This is a genomic window from Streptomyces alfalfae (genome assembly GCF_004127445.1).
Lineage (GTDB): Bacteria > Actinomycetota > Actinomycetes > Streptomycetales > Streptomycetaceae > Streptomyces > Streptomyces alfalfae.
The window spans coordinates 1-15,087 of record NZ_QEXM01000039.1 but is presented as its reverse complement, the minus strand read 5'-3'; the positions used below and the strand labels follow the sequence as shown (position 1 = coordinate 15,087).

Annotated in this window: 16 protein-coding genes and 3 tRNA genes; 13 read left to right on the top strand and 6 right to left on the bottom strand. The window is 71.4% G+C overall.

All coding sequences use genetic code 11. The features are described from left to right. The first annotated feature begins 3 nt into the window (after positions 1–3). From DCW30_RS18185 to serS, 7 genes are all read left to right on the top strand, one after another. Positions 4–585: a hypothetical protein gene (locus DCW30_RS18185; protein WP_062780867.1), complete on the top strand. Its 582-nt coding sequence runs from the start codon at positions 4–6 to the stop codon at positions 583–585. Beyond that, positions 582–1,136 (top strand): flavin reductase family protein, encoded by a 555-nt coding sequence (locus DCW30_RS18180; protein WP_062780866.1) that lies wholly within the window; start codon positions 582–584, stop codon positions 1,134–1,136. The genes DCW30_RS18185 and DCW30_RS18180 overlap by 4 nt, the downstream gene beginning before the upstream one ends. Continuing rightward, the gene (locus DCW30_RS18175; protein WP_062780865.1) at positions 1,133–2,116 is read left to right on the top strand and encodes a ferritin family protein; all 984 of its coding nucleotides are present in this window, start codon (positions 1,133–1,135) and stop codon (positions 2,114–2,116) included. Before DCW30_RS18180 ends, DCW30_RS18175 begins: the two co-directional genes overlap by 4 nt. Then, a complete protein-coding gene (locus tag DCW30_RS18170) occupies positions 2,113–3,135 on the top strand; it encodes a beta-ketoacyl-ACP synthase III (RefSeq protein WP_076684755.1) in 1,023 nt (340 codons plus the stop codon). The genes DCW30_RS18175 and DCW30_RS18170 overlap by 4 nt, the downstream gene beginning before the upstream one ends. Positions 3,136–3,211: 76 nt before the next feature. Continuing rightward, entirely contained in the window at positions 3,212–3,442 is a 231-nt protein-coding gene (locus DCW30_RS18165) for an acyl carrier protein (protein WP_062780863.1), read from the top strand. Next, positions 3,442–4,662, top strand: a complete 1,221-nt coding sequence (locus tag DCW30_RS18160) for a beta-ketoacyl-[acyl-carrier-protein] synthase family protein (RefSeq protein ID WP_062780861.1) — start codon at positions 3,442–3,444, stop codon at positions 4,660–4,662. The genes DCW30_RS18165 and DCW30_RS18160 overlap by 1 nt, the downstream gene beginning before the upstream one ends. A gap of 143 nt (positions 4,663–4,805) precedes the next feature. Beyond that, positions 4,806–6,083: a serine--tRNA ligase gene (gene serS, locus DCW30_RS18155; protein WP_076684756.1), complete on the top strand. Its 1,278-nt coding sequence runs from the start codon at positions 4,806–4,808 to the stop codon at positions 6,081–6,083. Positions 6,084–6,182: 99 nt separating this feature from the next. Here the strand turns inward: serS and fabI are convergent, their stop codons facing one another. From fabI to DCW30_RS18125, 6 genes are all read right to left on the bottom strand, one after another. Next, positions 6,183–6,956, bottom strand: a complete 774-nt coding sequence (fabI, locus tag DCW30_RS18150; protein WP_076684757.1) for an enoyl-ACP reductase FabI — start codon at positions 6,954–6,956, stop codon at positions 6,183–6,185. Then, entirely contained in the window at positions 6,953–7,276 is a 324-nt protein-coding gene (gene fdxA / locus DCW30_RS18145) for a ferredoxin (protein WP_062780858.1), read from the bottom strand. Before fdxA ends, fabI begins: the two co-directional genes overlap by 4 nt. Positions 7,277–7,333: 57 nt before the next feature. Beyond that, the gene (locus tag DCW30_RS18140) at positions 7,334–8,671 is read right to left on the bottom strand and encodes an MFS transporter (RefSeq protein ID WP_076688922.1); all 1,338 of its coding nucleotides are present in this window, start codon (positions 8,669–8,671) and stop codon (positions 7,334–7,336) included. Between the two features lie 95 nt (positions 8,672–8,766). Next, complete coding sequence (locus tag DCW30_RS18135) at positions 8,767–9,867, bottom strand: fatty acid desaturase family protein (RefSeq protein WP_076684758.1); 1,101 nt, start codon at positions 9,865–9,867, stop codon at positions 8,767–8,769. A 213-nt stretch (positions 9,868–10,080) separates the two neighbouring features. Next, a complete protein-coding gene (locus DCW30_RS18130; RefSeq protein ID WP_062780856.1) occupies positions 10,081–10,272 on the bottom strand; it encodes a hypothetical protein in 192 nt (63 codons plus the stop codon). Positions 10,273–10,324: 52 nt separating this feature from the next. Further along, a complete protein-coding gene (locus DCW30_RS18125; protein WP_076684759.1) occupies positions 10,325–11,317 on the bottom strand; it encodes a DUF2156 domain-containing protein in 993 nt (330 codons plus the stop codon). A 209-nt stretch (positions 11,318–11,526) separates the two neighbouring features. Between DCW30_RS18125 and DCW30_RS36725 the strand changes: the two genes are divergently transcribed. The 6 genes from DCW30_RS36725 to DCW30_RS18110 all read left to right on the top strand — a co-directional run. After that, a tRNA-OTHER gene (locus tag DCW30_RS36725) sits at positions 11,527–11,620 on the top strand. Between the two features lie 49 nt (positions 11,621–11,669). Beyond that, positions 11,670–11,763 (top strand) — tRNA-OTHER (locus DCW30_RS36720). A gap of 49 nt (positions 11,764–11,812) precedes the next feature. Further along, a tRNA-OTHER gene (locus tag DCW30_RS36715) sits at positions 11,813–11,909 on the top strand. 399 nt (positions 11,910–12,308) lie between these two features. After that, complete coding sequence (locus DCW30_RS18120) at positions 12,309–13,100, top strand: AfsR/SARP family transcriptional regulator (RefSeq protein WP_062771080.1); 792 nt, start codon at positions 12,309–12,311, stop codon at positions 13,098–13,100. 811 nt (positions 13,101–13,911) lie between these two features. Next, entirely contained in the window at positions 13,912–14,343 is a 432-nt protein-coding gene (locus DCW30_RS18115) for a hypothetical protein (protein WP_062771219.1), read from the top strand. A 97-nt stretch (positions 14,344–14,440) separates the two neighbouring features. Further along, positions 14,441–15,087, top strand: a 647-nt coding sequence (locus tag DCW30_RS18110) for a carboxyl transferase domain-containing protein (RefSeq protein WP_277820332.1), incomplete at its 3' end; no start/stop codon positions are given.

Sequence of the window (15,087 nt, the reverse complement as noted above, 5' to 3'; positions counted from 1 at the left end):
GCCATGGACCAGGCAAATCCCTTCGAGACACCGAAGACGTTCTCCCTGCACCGCGCCGAGTACCTGGTGGGCTTCGCGGTCTCCACCGGGCTGCTCATCGCCCACATCGGCGAGATCCGCTGGCTCCCGGCGGTCGCGCTGTTCCTGTACATCGACCTGATCGGCTACATCCCCGGCGCCATCGCGTTCCGGCGCAGCGGCGGGCAGCCGATCTCGAAGGTGTACTACGTCCTCTACAACGTCATGCACAGCCTCATCACCCAGGCCGCGGTGGCCGCCGCCTGGTGCTGGCTGATCGGTCCCGAGTGGGCGCTGCTCGTGCTGCCCTTCCACCTCTTCGGCGACCGCGGTCTGTTCGGCAACTTCATGAAGTCCTTCGCGCTGCCCTTCGAGCCGGTCCGCCAGAGCGGCTACCTGCGCATCCTGGACGACCTCGGGCTCGCCCACCCCAAGCCGGTGGGCCACGCCCAGGACCCGGAGCCGGTCGGCCACATCGTCAAGCGCCCCGCCCCGGTGGCGGTCCCCGCGCCCGCTTCGGCGGCTGCCCCGACATCCGCTCCGGCCCGTGAGGAGGCCCTGCGATGAGCACACTCACCCAGCTGCGCCGCCCGGTGCGGCAGGACCCCGCCGAGCGCCGCAGGGCGCTGTACCACCTGGCGTCGCCCGTGTCGGTGCTCACCGTCGGCCACGCCGGGGTGCTGCACGGCACCACGGCGAGCACGGTCACGCTGGTCTCGCGCGAGCCGCTGCTCGTGGGGGTCGCCATGCGGCCGGGATCGTCGTTCGCGCGGCTCGCCGCCGCCGAGGGGCGGTTCGTCATCAACGTCCTCGACGGCGGCCAGGGCGACCTGGCCCGCTGGTTCGCGGACAGCTCCCGCCCCGACGGCAGCGCCCAGTTCGACGGCCTGTCCTACACGGACGACTCCTACGCCCACGCGCCCCGCCTGGCCGGCGCCCTCGCCCACTACACCTGCCGGGTGCACTCCTCGCACCGGGCGGGCGACGGCGAGGTCCTGCTCGGCTACGTGGTGCGCGCCACCGCCCAGAGCGCCCCGCCCCTGTTCAGCTACGCGGGCGGCCTCGTCGCCGGCGCCCTGCACCCCGCCCGCACCACGAAGGAGACAACGGCATCATGACCGGTTCTGTGGCCCCCGAGGCCGACTGGGACAAGGCGCCGGGATTACTCGACGGCGCGAAGGAACTGACCCTCGGTCCCGACGACTGCGACCTCGCCTACTGGTTCACCTCGGTGGCCCAGGGCACCCTGCGCGACCGCGGGGCCACCGGGCACCACGCGGACGCGACGGTCCCGGACTTCCTGAAGGCGCCGGGCCCGCTGCGGGACGCGCTGATCCTGGAGTTCGGCTTCCGCGGCCTGTCCGAGGAGATCGCCACACGGCTGCTCGGCCACTACGTGTCGCTCGCGCCCGGCGTCCCCGAGATGGAGTTCTACGCGACCCAGCTCATCGACGAGGCGCGGCACGCCCGCGTCTTCCGCAACCACCTGGTGGAGCTGGGCGAGCCCGCGGGCACCCTGCTCAAGGACATCGACGAGATGGCCGCCGACTACCGCGAGCGGGTCCTGGACCCGGTGGTGGACTTCACCCTCGACATCGTCCGCGACCAGCAGGACTTCCCCGGCGGCGTCGCCGTGTTCGCCATCGTCATCGAGGGTGTGCTCGCGCCGGCCGCCGAGCTGAGCGAGCGCAAGTGGACACCGCTCTCCCCCGCCACGGGGGAGATCTCGCGCGGCACCGCCATCGACGAGATCCGCCACCTCACCGTGGCGAGCACCATCCTCCGCGACCACGTGGCCGCCCATCCCGAGTACCGGCCGCGGCTGCTGGAGATCCTGCGCGCCGGCGTGAAGCTCTGGGACGAGGTGCCCGACCGGGAGTTCGTCATCCACCGCGAGGAGCTGTTCCAGAAGGGCATGGCCGACCACGCCGACAAGATCGGCGACTACGAGATCTGGCCGGGCGTCCGCATGCTCGACACCACCCCCGAGCAGCGGTACGACATGGCCGAGCAGTGGACCGACGAGATGGCCGAGTCCCGCATGGCCTACATGGGCCTGCCCGTCGAGGTCCTCAGCAGCCCGGAGCCGGGCGCATGAGCGGCGCGGCCCGCCCTCTCGGCCGGTCGGCGGTGATCTGCGGCATCGGCTCCTACGTGCCGCCGAACCTGGTGACCAACGACGAGCTCTCGCAGCGCCTCGACACCTCCGACGCGTGGATACGCACCCGCACCGGAATCGCCGAGCGCTACGTGGTCTCGCCGGGCACCGCCACCTCCGACCTGGCGGTCGAGGCCGGTCTGCGCGCCCTGAAGTCGGCGAGCACCGAGCAGGTGGACGCGGTCGTGCTCGCCACCACCACCCCCGACCAGCCGTGCCCCGCGACCGCGCCGCAGGTCGCGACGCGGCTCGGGCTCGGCCAGGTCGCGGCGTTCGACGTCGCCGCCGTCTGCTCGGGCTTCCTGTACGGGCTCGCCACCGCGTCGGGGCTGATCGCCTCGGGTGTCGCGGAGCGGGTGCTGCTCGTGGCCGCCGACGCGTTCACCACCATCATCAACCCCGAGGACCGCACCACCGCGGTGATCTTCGCGGACGGCGCGGGAGCGGTGGTCCTGCGGGCCGGTTCGCCCGGGGAGCCGGGCGCGGTCGGCCCGCTGGTCCTCGGCAGCGACGGCGAACTGAGCCATCTCATCGAGGTGCCGGCCGGCGGCTCCCGCCAGCGCTCGTCGGGCACCCCCGGCGAGCCGGGCGACGAGTACTTCCGGATGGTCGGCCGCGACACCTACCGGCACGCGGTGGAGCGGATGACCGCCACGTCGCAGGAGGCGGCCGAGCTCGCGGGCTGGACCCTGGCCGACGTGGACCGGTTCGCGGCGCACCAGGCCAACGCCCGCATCCTCGACTCGGTCGCCGAACGGCTCGGCGTCCCCGCGGAACGGCAGCTCAGCAACATCGAGCACGTCGGCAACACCGGGGCGGCGTCCCTGCCGCTGCTGCTGTCCCAGGCCGCGGCCGACGGCCGGCTCACGGCCGGGCACCGGGTACTGCTCACCGCCTTCGGCGGCGGGCTCTCCTGGGGGGCCGCGACGCTCGTCTGGCCCGAAGTGCAGTCCGTCTGACGCCTGCCGGCGCCGGGCGGTACCTCCTCAAGACCCGTACGCCGAACGGCGCGTACGCCTTCCGAAAGGGATCGTCATGCTGGAGCAGCTCAAGGAAATCCTGTCCAACAAGCTCAAGGTGTCCCCCGAGGCCATCACCCCGGAGGCCACGAAGGACGACATCGAGCTGGATTCGCTCGCCGTGGTGGAGCTGTCGCTGCTGCTCAAGTCCGAACTGGACATCGACGTCAGCGACGACGACCTCCTGGAGGCCGACACGGTGGCCGACATGGTGGAGCTCATGGAGACGAGGAGCGCGAAGGTCTGATGGCCGGCATCGACATCGCCGTCACCGGGCTCGGCCTCGTCACCCCGGGAGGCATCGGGGTCGGGCCGAGCTGGGCGGCGGTCTGCGAGGGCCGGTCGGGCGCGGCGTTCGACCCCGTACTGGCGGACAACCCGGTACGGATCTCCTGCCGTGTGCCCGGCTTCGACCCCGAAGCGCTGCTGTCGGCCCGCCGGGCCCTCCGTCTCGACCGTTTCGTCCAGTTCGCGCTCGTCGCGGCGAAGGAAGCCATCGCCGACGCCGGGCTCGACCCGCAGACCTGGGACGGCGCCCGGGTCGGGGTGGTGCTCGGCTGCGCCGACGGCGGTCCCGGCACCGTCGAGGAACAGCACCACGCCCTGCGGGAGAAGGGCGCGGCCCGGGTCTCGCCGCTGCTGCTGCCGATGCAGCTGCCGAACATGCTGGCCGGTCAGACGGCCATCGAGTTCGGGGCGACGGGACCGAACCTGGTGGTGGCCACCGCCTGCGCGTCCGGGGCGACGGCCATCGGCACGGCCAGGGACCTGCTGGCCCTCGGCCGCTGCGACGTCGTCCTCGCGGGCGGCAGCGAGGCCATGATCACCCCGCTGGTGATGGCCGGCTTCGCGCAGATGGGCGCCCTGTCCCGGCGCGAGGACGACCCGACCCACGCGTCACGCCCCTTCGACGCCGACCGGGACGGCTTCGTCGCGGGTGAGGGCGCGGGCATCCTCGTCATGGAACGCGTCGAGGACGCACGTGCCCGCGGGGCGCACCAGCACGGCCGGATCATCGGTTACGGCGCCACCGCGGACGCCCATCATATGACGTCACCGCATCCGGACGGTTCAGGCGTGGAGGCGGCCGTTCGCGCGGCCCTCGCCGACGCCGGGGCCGACCCGGACGACGTGCAGCACGTGAACGCCCACGGGACGTCGACACCGCTCAACGACATCGCCGAGGCGAGGATGGTGAAACGGACCCTCCAGGGGGACCCGCTCGTCACCTCGACCAAGGGCGTGACCGGCCACCTCCTCGGGGCGGCCGGGGCGGTGGAGGCGGCGTTCACGCTGCTGAGCATCGAACACGAACTGGTGCCCCCCATCGCCAACCTGGTGATGCCCGACCCGGAGGTCGACATCAAGCTCGCCTACACGGCGACCTCCATGCCCATCGATCTGGCGCTCAGCAATTCCTGCGGGTTCGGCGGACAGAACACCGTCCTCGCCCTCGCCCCCGCGTGAGCACCGGAGCGACTCCGCTCCCCTCCCGGTTTCCCCCCTCCCCCGACCCCTGCCACGGCAGGAGCCGCAGCCGCCCCTCGCCCAGGGGGGCGGCTCGGCGCATTACGGACCCTCCCCAGGACCTCTACCTCCCAGGAGCAGCCATGCACGATCCTCGCGAACTCATCGCCGCAGGACCCGACGCCGTGCGCCGGCTCGCACGGCGCCGCCACGACCTCGACGTCACCGCGCTCGAAGAGGCCCACCGCGGCCGGGCGGAGGCGCAGGCCGAGGTGACGCGATTGCGCACCGAGATGAACAAGGCGTCGCGCGAACGCCGTTCCGGGCCGCCCTCCGAGCAGGACAAGGAGGCGGCCCGCGCGCTGCGCGCCGACGTCCAGCGCGCCGAGGCCGCCGTCAAGGAGGCGGGGCGCCGGCTCGCGGACCTCGTCCTCGCCATCCCCAACATCCCGCTGGACACCGTGCCCGACGGCGACTCGGAGAAGGAGGCGGTCGAGATACGCCGGGGCGGGCCGCCGCCCTGCGAGGCCGCCGACGACCGCCACCACGCCGACATCGGCGAACGGCTCGGCATCCTCGACGGCAAGTCGGCGGCCCGCCTCTCCGGCGCCCGCTTCACCGTGGCCCGCGGCCCCGGGGCCCGCCTGGAGCGCGCCCTCGCCGCCTTCTTCCTCGACCTGCACACCGCCGAGCACGGCTACACCGAGCAGTCGGTGCCGTTCCTCGTCAACCGCGACACCATGACGGGCACCGGGCAGCTCCCCAAGTTCGAGGAGGACCTGTTCTCCACCCGGGTCGGCGACCGCGAGCTGTTCCTGATCCCGACCGCCGAGGTCCCGCTGACCAACCTGCTGGCCCAGCAGACGCTGGACGCCCGCGACCTGCCGTACGCGTTCACGTCCCGCACCCCCTGCTTCCGCGCCGAGGCCGGCGCGTACGGCAGGGACACCCGCGGCATCCTGCGGCTGCACCAGTTCGAGAAGGTGGAGCTGGTCCGCGTCTGCGCCGCCGAGGACGCGCGGGCGCAGCTCGAACTCATGGTGGGCCACGCGGAGGAGTGCCTGCGCCGCCTGGAGCTGTCCTACCGGGTGGTGCTCCTGCCCGCGGGCGACCTCGGGTTCTCGGCCCGGATGACGTACGACATCGAGGTGTGGCTGCCGGGCAGCGGCTCCTACCGGGAGATCTCCTCCGTCTCCGACTGCGGCACGTTCCAGGCCCGCCGCGCCGGTATCCGCGTCCGCACCGCCGAGGGCCGCAAGGAACCCGCGGCGACCCTCAACGGCTCGGCGCTGCCCATCGGCCGCACGGTGGCCGCGCTCCTGGAGCAGGGTGCCCGTGCGGACGGTTCGGTGGAGCTGCCGCAGGCGCTCGTCCCGTACACCGGGTTCCGCCGCATCCTGCCGGACGGCGCCACCGAGTGACCGACACGCGGGGCCGGCACAACGCCGAGTGGGGGGAGTCCAGGTGATCACCTGGACTCCCCCCACTGCCGTGCGCACCTCCGTGTGCGCCTTGCGGCGTCAGGCGCCCATCATGTGGGCCCCGCCGTCGACGTGCACGATCTCCCCCGTGGTGCGGGGGAAGAAGTCCGACAGCAGCGCGACGATGCCGCGGGCCGCCGGTTCCGGGTCGTTGAGGTTCCAGCCGGCCGGGGCCCTGGTGTGCCAGTCGTCGGCCAGCTCGGAGAAGCCGGGGATGGACTTCGCGGCCATGGACCGCAGGGGTCCGGCGGCCACGAGGTTGCAGCGGACGCCGCGGGCCCCCAGGTCGCGGGCGAGGTAGCGGCTGGTGGACTCGAGAGCCGCCTTGGCGACGCCCATCCAGTCGTACTTGGGCCAGGCCACCGTGGCGTCGAAGGTGACACCCACCACGGAGCCGCCGCGCGGTTCCATGAGCGGCAGACAGGCGGTGGTCAGGGACTTCAGGGAGTACGCGGAGACGTGCACGGCGGTCGACACGTCCTCCCAGGCGCCGTCCAGGAAGTGGAAGGCGCCCGGCGGCCCGTACGCGATGGAGTGCACGACGCCGTCGAGCCGGCCCGCGTCGCCGAAGGTCTCACGCACCCGCTCCGCGAGCCCGTCCAGGTGCGCCTGGTCGGTGACGTCCAGCTCGATGACCGGGGCCGGCTTCGGCAGCAGGCCCGCGGTGCGTTCGATCAGGGAGAGCCGCCCGAAGCCGGTCAGCACCACCTCGGCGCCTTCGAGCTGGGCGATCCTGGCCGCGTGGAAGGCGATGGAGCCCTCGGTGAGGACACCCGTCACGAGAATCCGCTTGCCGGCGAGCAGCCCGCTCATGACGCCACCGCCAGCGGCAGGGACGCCACGAGGGCGGAGTCGTGCGGCAGCGCGCCGAGCGCGGACGCGCCGCCCGGCGAGCCGATCTCCGCGAAGAACGCGGCGTTGGAGGCGCGGTGGTCGCCGAGGGACGCGGGCACGTCGTCCTCGAAGTAGATCGCCTCCACCGGGCAGACGGGTTCACAGGCCCCGCAGTCCACGCACTCCTCGGGGTGGATGTAGAGGGCGCGGCCGCCCTCGTAGATGCAGTCCACGGGGCATTCGTCGATGCAGGACTTGTCCTTCACATCGGCGCAGGGCTGAGCGATGACGTAGGCCATGCCATGTTCCTCATCAGTCCGTCGTGGGGAAGGGTTTCGGGGCGGGGAATCGGGTGGTCAGCCGGTGGGCACCCGGTCGACCGAGACGCCGGTGGTGCGGTCGCCCAGCGTCAGGACGGTCACGGCGAGCGCGGTCATCACGGCGGCGATGACACCGAACAGCGCGCCGGGCCCGTACGACGTCAGGACCGGCAGCAGCACGAACGGCAGCGCGGCGGCGCTGAGTTTCGACAGCGAGTACGCGGCGCCGGACGCGGCGGCCCGGATGGCGGTCGGGTACTGCTCGGCGAGGTACACGTGCGAGACGCTGGAGAAAACGTTGCTGAACACGGTGTAGACGAAGCCGAACACCATGATCCAGGCCGCCGAGCCCGCGAAGGAGAAGCCGAGCCCGGCCACGACCATCGCCGCGGCCGACAGCGCCACGAGTCTCTTGCGCTCCATGCGGTCGATGATCGGCAGCGAGAGCGCGGAGCCCACCGGGTAGCCGAGGAAGCAGACCGCGGTGAAGCCTAGACCCGCGACGATCCCGTACCCCTTGGCCGCCAGGATCTGCGGCGCGAGGGTGCCGAAGCCGTAGTAGCCGACCACCGAGAGCGCGCAGAAGATCCAGAGCATGACCGTACGGCGGCGCAGCCGCGGTTGGAAGATGTCGCGGAGCCGGGTGGCGGGGGCTTCGGCGGCGGCCTTCTCCGCGGCGGCCGCCTCGGCCTCCACCTCGGCGCGGTAGGCGACCGCGGCGCCCTCGGGCACCTCGGCCTCCATCCGCGACACGAGCGCGTCCGCCTCGTCCTCGCGCCCGGCCGTCGCGAGCCAGCGCGGCGACTCGATCAGCTTCCTGCGCAGCACCCACACCACGGCCGAGCCGAGCGCCCCGATCACGAACAGCCAGCGCCAGCCGTCGATGCCGAGAGGCGACAGCGGGACGAGCCACAGGGCGGCGAAGCCCACGGCGGGCACCCCGCAGAAGGCCAGGGTGTAGGCCCAGGCGATGAACCTTCCGCGCTTCTTGGCGGGCAGCACGTCGGACAAGTAGCAGTCGGACAGGCTCTGTTCGGCGCCGATGCCGACCCCCGCGAAGAAGCGGGTCACGATCAGCCAGGCGGCGTTCGGCGAGAAGGCGCCGAGCAGCGAGAAGCCCGAGTAGATCGCGAGGTTGATCAGGAACGCCCGGCGCCGCCCGTACCGGTCGGCGATCTTGCCGAGCAGCAGCGAGCCGATGAACTGGCCGATGAAGGCGGAGGCGAGGACGAGCTTCAGCTCGGTGGCGCCGAACGCGAAGTCGTCCTGGAGCACCTTGGCGATGGTGCCCGACAGGTTGTTCTCGAAGGTGTCGAAGAGCAGGCCGACGCCGATGACCGCGGTGATGCTGCGGTGCGTCGGCGTGATCGGCATCCGGTCGAGCCGGACGCCGATCGAGGCCTGCGTGGCGCCGCCCTCGCGGGCGCCGGTGCCACGCCCGGCCCCCGGTCTGGTGACCGTGTCGACCATCAGGCGGCCCGTCCCAGGTGCGCGTCGACCTCGCCGCGGCGCACGGGCGCGCTGACCTCGTGCAGGTAGCCGGCGACCTCGCGGTACGAGGCGAAGAAGCCGACCTCGTGGTACGGCACTCCGCGCTCGGCGCAGTACTCACGGGTGAGTTCGCGGGCGCGCCCCAGGTTCTTCTGCGGCATGGCCGGGAACAGGTGGTGCTCGACCTGGTAGTTGAGCCCGCCGTACAGGAAGTCGATGAACCAGGAGGGGCGGATGTTGCGCGAGGTGAGGACCTGGCGCTCCAGCCAGTCCAGGGTCTCCTCGTCGCCGTCGCGGACGTCCATGCCCTTGTGGTTCGGGGCGAAGATCATGCCGAAGTAGACGCCGAGGGTGGCCTGCTGGACGAGGATGAAGGCGATCGCGAGCACCGGCGACAGAACGGTGAAGACGCAGGTCAGATAGATCGCCGCACGCAGCAGGAGCAGCGTGGACTCCAGCACGGGACGCTTGGTGAGCCCCTGCCGGATCGACTTGACGGCGGTCTTGTGCATCTTGAACGACTCAAGGACGAGCAGCACGAAGAACAGCACGCTCTGGTAGCGCACGATGAAGCGCTGCACACCGGTCCTGCTCGCGTACTGCTTGAGGTCGAAGATCGCGGTGCGCCGGCCGATGTCCGGGTCCATGTCGAGGTGGTTGGGGTTGCTGTGGTGACGGTTGTGGTGGTTGACCCACCAGCCGAAGCTGACGCCGTTGACGAAGTTGGCGTGGAAGTAGCCGACGGCGGAGGCGGCCTTCTTGTTCCGGAACATCGCCTTGTGACCGGCGTCGTGCCACATGAACGACGACTGGCCTCCGCAGAGGCCCATCCACACCGCCACGACGAGCGTCCACCACGAGTCGCCCACCAGGAAGAACGCGGTGAGCCCGGCCACCAGCAGCGTGGTGTTCCGGGCCAGCCGCCCTATGTAGTACTTCGGGTCGAGATCGAGCAGCCCCTCGGCCTTGACCCGTTTCAGCAGCTCGGAGAACGTGGCGGATGCCCCGGTGCGCTGCGGGACCTCGGTGCGCGGCGGGGCGACGGCGACACCGGTCTCTTGGACGTGCGGACGCTGCATACGAAGCTCTCCTCGGAAGAAGTGCCCGAACCGGGCGGCGGCGCCCGCCCGGCGCACCGGTTGCGCTGGGGCACAGTGCGGTACCCCACCGGCCGGACGCCGGGCGAACGTCTCTGCAGCGTTCCGTGCGGCGCTGATGTGGCGCTGATGCGGAGCTGGCCGGGACTCTTCCCCGCGGCCCTCCGGCGACGGCGCCGCGCCGCGTCGCGCCGGTCAGGCCGCCGGCTCCGGCTCGGCCCGCAGCAGGGCGTCGAGCTCTCGCACCACGGCGTCGGCCGCGTCGGCGACGCCCTGGTCGTCGGGGGCCCCGATGATGCCCATGAGCTGCTCGATCATGGCGTGCTTGAGGGCGTCGGCGGGATCGGTGGTCTCGTCGGTCGCGGTGTTCTCGGTGCTGTCGGTCATGGCTGTCGACTCCTGTCGGTCGGGGACTTCGCGGGGTTGGCCGGCCTGGCTCTCAGAAGGCGTTGCAGGCACGGAAGATGTGCGCGAACGAGACGAGCGACGCGGCCCCGTCGAAGGCGACGTACTCCGGAATGAGTGCGTCCGGCGCCCACTTCTGCTTGTACGAGAGCTGCGTCTGCGCCGGGTAGAGCGCGGCGCCCTCCGCCCACAGGGCGTGCATCAGCCACTGGAACGCCGGGCTGTGGCCGTCCAGTTCGTGTGCGGCGTCGAGCCCCGTGAAGGGCGTGAAGCCGAAGTGCAGCCACTTCACGCCCTCGCCGCGGAACACCTCGATGGCGTGCGCGTTGATGGCCTCCATCAGCCCCGGCGACCCGTCGGGCACGCGCCGGCTGAGGTCGTGCATCCAGCCGGCCCTGCTGCCGTAGACCGGCGAGTACGAGATGTACGCGACCGGCGCCCCGGCGATCGTCCCGACGAAGAGCCGCCGCTGCTCCTGCACCTCGCCGCCGATCTCGCCGACGAGGAACTCCAGGGGTCGGGCGGCGCCCTTGCTGGAGAGCCAGGCGCCGTCGATGGTCTCCAGCGCCTCCTGGAAGGCGTGGGCGGGGACCTCCTGGATCTGCAGGCCGTTGCGGTGGGCCCGGGAGATCTTGTTGCGCAGCTGCATGAAGCGGGTGCCGCGCAGGGTGAACTCCGGGAGGCTCACCGCCCAGGAGGCGCCGATCTGGTTGACGGTGAAGCCGAGCCGCGCGTACCGCTCGGCGTCGGCGCGCTGGAGCTGGACGCCGACGTGGGTGAGCCCCTCCTCCTTCACATGGCGCCGGAAGCCGTCGAGGAGGGTGTCGTACTCCTCCGGGGCGGCGAAGGGCCCGCCGAACTGGACGGCGAACCGGCCGGTCCTGCGGTAGACGACGACGCCGTCCGTCCCGGGCAGCGAGAACGAACTGTTGCCGCTGTTGAGCGCGAGGAACGCGCTCGGATTCTCGGCGTGCGTATGCGTGCGGACAGCCTGGAGAATCGGGTTTTCCACGGTGGTGACGGTCATGATCCGAATTCCTTTCGGAGGCCGTTGCGGTCGATGAGAGTAGAGCACCGCGGGCCCTTTGATGGGAAGGGCGGAAAACCTTGTGTGCTGGTGAAATCGGGGGCGTACGGGCTTCCTCGCGGCCGGTGTCAGAGACGCGTCAGCGTCCCGTCAGAACCGCCTGGCAATGTTGTTCTCGTGAACGGCACGGGAAACCGGGCCGGGAACGAGGAGAGGTGCCCGGAGCGGCTTAACGGGGACTTCGAGCTTCGGCTCACGGTCGGGTCCATCGGGCCCACGCAGGTTCGAATCCTGCCCTCTCCGCAAGGCGCACCAGCATCAGCGCCCGCACAACCGCACGACCATACAACTGGGAGAGGTGCCCGGAGCGGCTTAACGGGGACTTCGAGCTACGGCTCACAGTCGGGTCCATCGGACCCACGCAGGTTCGAATCCTGCCCTCTCCGCAAGGCGCACCAGCATCAGCGCCCGCACAACCGCACGACCATACAACTGGGAGAGGTGCCCGGAGCGGCTTAACGGGGACTTCGAGCTACGGCTCACAGTCGGGTCCATCGGACCCACGCAGGTTCGAATCCTGCCCTCTCCGCCAGCGGAACTTCAGCTTCCATATTCACTTCGCCGGGCCTCCCCCGCCTCGGCGAAGCGGCCGCCCCGGCGCCCCCGCGAGAGCGAATCGGCCGACCGGGGCGGTCCCACGTCCAGGGCGTGTCGCACATTCCCCTGGCGAACCAGCAGGTCAAGGCATATTCAGCCCCCTTGGCCCGACTGGTTCAAAAAAATACCTTCCCAAAGGAATGATACTGTGGGAGGGTTCCCCTCGGAAGGGAGTCAGCGGGGCCCGCCCCCTGCCTCCCCCGGTCGGGGACGCCCAGAGATCGCCACGCCGACCTCCACACGCGGTCCCCCACGCCGCAGCACCGATGGCCCTGGCGACCCGGCAGGTGAACAGCCCCGACGTTGCAGCAACGAAAGCCAAGGGGGAAACGGCATGCTGAGCTTTTCGATTCTCGGAGCGCTGCAGATCCGCACCGCATTAGGCGCCGCGGAGATCTCGGGAGATCTCCAGAGAAACCTGATCCAGACGCTGCTGGTCAGCGAGGGCCGCCCGGTCCCGGGCGAAATCCTCGTCGAGGAGATGTGGGGCGACGACCTGCCCGACAAACAGGTCAACGCGCTACAGGCGCACATCAGCAGGCTCCGCCGCAAATTGAAGAGCCTGGAACCGGACCTCGCGTTCCCGAGGGTGACGATGCACCCCTCCGGCTACCGTCTCACGATTCACGAGGGCGAATTCGACGCCGCGGAATTCACCAAGGCCGTCCGACAGGCGGAGGCCGCGGGCGACACGGACGACATCGCCACGGCACAATTGCTGGGCCAGGCGCTCGCCATGTGGCGCGGTCCGGTATTCGGCGATTTCCCCGGCGGCACCATCTGCCAGCTGGCCTGCGCCCGTTACGAGGAATACCGCATGCGGGCCATGGAACTGCGCTTCGAGGCGGAGCTCCGGCTGAGCCGGCACGCGGCGATGCTCGCGGAACTGCACGAGGCACACAGCAACCACCCTCTGAGGGAACGCTTCTGCGAGCAATTGATGGTGGCCCTGTACCGCTCGGGCCGCCAGGCGGACGCGCTCAATGTCTACCGCGCCATGCGGCAACACCTCTCGGACGAACTCGGCATCGACCCGTCCCCCTCCCTGCGCCAGGTGGAACACGCGATCCTCGCGCACGACCCTTCCCTGACGAAGGCGGCCGCGGTGCTGTTGCAGCCGGCGTGAGCGGTTCGCCTCCTCGGCGGTGACGGGAACCGCGCGGCTCGCCGCGGGCGTCCCGACCGTGCGGGGGAGCACCCGCCGCGCGGGGAACCAGCCACCCTACGGGGAAGCAGCCGCCGTGCGGGGAAGCAGTCGCCGTGCGGGGACCCTACGGGGAAGCAGCCGCCCTTCGCGGAAGGGGCCCGCCACGCGCGGGCGAGGGCGCGGCGCCTCGTACTCCTGCCCAGCCACATCTCTTACCGGTGGGCTCGCCTTGCGTCCGTCCTGTGCGCAGCCCGTGCCACTTGCCCGTGGGCCCGTGCCCTGGCCCCGCACCCCTGAGCCGTTGCCCTGGACCCGTAGCCCTGTCGCCCGTGTCCCGGGCCCCCGCCTGGCCCCGTGGCCCCTGCCGTCGGCACCCCTGCGCCCGCGCCCCTGCGCCCGCACCCCTGGGCCCTGCGCCCATACCCCTGGCCCTGCGCTTCTGGCCCCGCCCCCTGTCGCCCGTACCCCCGTCCCGCGCCTGGGCCCGCACCCCCGCCGCCCGTACGCCGCCCCGCACCCCGTCGCCCGTACCCCTTGAGCCCATACCCGCACCCCCTCCCCCTAGGGCCCCGCCAGGCCGCGTCGCCCGCCACCTGCGGTGGGAGCCGCCCCCACGTGGCGCGTCAGCACCTCATCAGCGCCGGTTGCCACCATCGGAACGGAAAGCGGGCGGCCGCCTCCCGCGCGGGACGTGTCCCCACATGTCCCGTTCGGCGGCAGGAACCCTCGCCGCCGCCCTCCGCCCACACCCACCAGGCGTACCAACCAGCCGTATAGACCAGGAGTTTTCATGACCACGAGCCAGACCACCGCTCGCCTCGGCACCGCGGCCACGAACTCGTCCGCCGCGCGTCCGCTGCGTCTCTTCCTCGGCCTCGACGCCGTCGTCACCGCCGGCAACGGCCTGATCTATCTGGTCGCCGCGGGCCCCGTCGGCGACCTGCTCGACATGGACGCCGGGTTCCTGCGCGGCATCGGCGTGTTCCTCACCGTGTACGGCCTGCTCGTCGGCCTCCTGGCCCGCCAGGACGTGCCGTCCGCCGCGGCCACCAAGATCGTCATCGAGGCCAACCTCCTCTGGGCCGTGGCGAGCATCGCCACCGCGGTCTTCGGCTGGTTCGACCCGAACACGATCGGCACCGTGTGGATTCCCATGCAGGCCCTCGTGGTCGGCGCGTTCGCCGTGCTCCAGATCAGCGGCCTGCGCAAGCTGACCAACTGACCGACCGTCCAGTCGACCGACCACACGCCGCGTCCCCGGTCACGGCAGGGAAGGCCGGGGACGGCCGGGGACGGCTTCGAGACCGGTAAGGGGAGAGATGAGACTCCACGTCGCGGAGCTGGCGGACATACGGGAGCGGGTCCTCGCGGGACCCGGCGAACCGGCCACCGCCGCTCAGAAGGCCAAGGGCAAGCTCACCGTCCGCGAGCGCATCGACCTGCTCCTGGACGAGGGCTCGTTCCGCGAGGTCGAACCCCTGCGCCGGCACCGGGCGACCAGTTTCGGCCTGGAGGCGAAGAAGCCGTACACCGACGGCGTCGTCACCGGCTGGGGCACGGTCGAGGGCCGTACGGTCTTCGTCTACGCGCACGACTTCCGGATCTTCGGCGGGGCGCTGGGCGAGGCCCACGCCACGAAGATCCACAAGATCATGGACATGGCCATCGCGGCCGGCGCCCCGCTGGTCTCGCTGAACGACGGCGCCGGCGCGCGCATCCAGGAAGGCGTCACGGCCCTGGCGGGCTACGGCGGCATCTTCCAGCGCAACACCAAGGCGTCCGGCGTGATCCCGCAGATCAGCGTGATGCTGGGCCCGTGCGCGGGCGGCGCGGCGTACAGCCCGGCGCTGACGGACTTCGTGTTCATGGTCCGCGAGACGTCGCAGATGTTCATCACGGGCCCGGACGTGGTCCGCGCGGTGACGGGCGAGGAGATCACGCAGAACGGCCTCGGCGGCGCGGACGT

What these genes read in the sequence shown, in the direction of transcription:
- DCW30_RS18160 (WP_062780861.1), top strand. Translation starts at nt 3,442, where the DNA reads ATGGCCGGCATCGACATCGCCGTCACCGGGCTCGGCCTCGTCACCCCG.
- DCW30_RS18140 (WP_076688922.1), bottom strand. Translation starts at nt 8,671, where the DNA reads ATGCCGATCACGCCGACGCACCGCAGCATCACCGCGGTCATCGGCGTC.
- serS (WP_076684756.1), top strand. Translation starts at nt 4,806, where the DNA reads ATGCACGATCCTCGCGAACTCATCGCCGCAGGACCCGACGCCGTGCGC.
- fdxA (WP_062780858.1), bottom strand. Translation starts at nt 7,276, where the DNA reads ATGGCCTACGTCATCGCTCAGCCCTGCGCCGATGTGAAGGACAAGTCC.
- DCW30_RS18165 (WP_062780863.1), top strand. Translation starts at nt 3,212, where the DNA reads ATGCTGGAGCAGCTCAAGGAAATCCTGTCCAACAAGCTCAAGGTGTCC.
- DCW30_RS18130 (WP_062780856.1), bottom strand. Translation starts at nt 10,272, where the DNA reads ATGACCGACAGCACCGAGAACACCGCGACCGACGAGACCACCGATCCC.
- DCW30_RS18120 (WP_062771080.1), top strand. Translation starts at nt 12,309, where the DNA reads ATGCTGAGCTTTTCGATTCTCGGAGCGCTGCAGATCCGCACCGCATTA.
- DCW30_RS18125 (WP_076684759.1), bottom strand. Translation starts at nt 11,317, where the DNA reads ATGACCGTCACCACCGTGGAAAACCCGATTCTCCAGGCTGTCCGCACG.
- DCW30_RS18170 (WP_076684755.1), top strand. Translation starts at nt 2,113, where the DNA reads ATGAGCGGCGCGGCCCGCCCTCTCGGCCGGTCGGCGGTGATCTGCGGC.
- fabI (WP_076684757.1), bottom strand. Translation starts at nt 6,956, where the DNA reads ATGAGCGGGCTGCTCGCCGGCAAGCGGATTCTCGTGACGGGTGTCCTC.
- DCW30_RS18185 (WP_062780867.1), top strand. Translation starts at nt 4, where the DNA reads ATGGACCAGGCAAATCCCTTCGAGACACCGAAGACGTTCTCCCTGCAC.
- DCW30_RS18180 (WP_062780866.1), top strand. Translation starts at nt 582, where the DNA reads ATGAGCACACTCACCCAGCTGCGCCGCCCGGTGCGGCAGGACCCCGCC.
- DCW30_RS18135 (WP_076684758.1), bottom strand. Translation starts at nt 9,867, where the DNA reads ATGCAGCGTCCGCACGTCCAAGAGACCGGTGTCGCCGTCGCCCCGCCG.
- DCW30_RS18175 (WP_062780865.1), top strand. Translation starts at nt 1,133, where the DNA reads ATGACCGGTTCTGTGGCCCCCGAGGCCGACTGGGACAAGGCGCCGGGA.
- DCW30_RS18115 (WP_062771219.1), top strand. Translation starts at nt 13,912, where the DNA reads ATGACCACGAGCCAGACCACCGCTCGCCTCGGCACCGCGGCCACGAAC.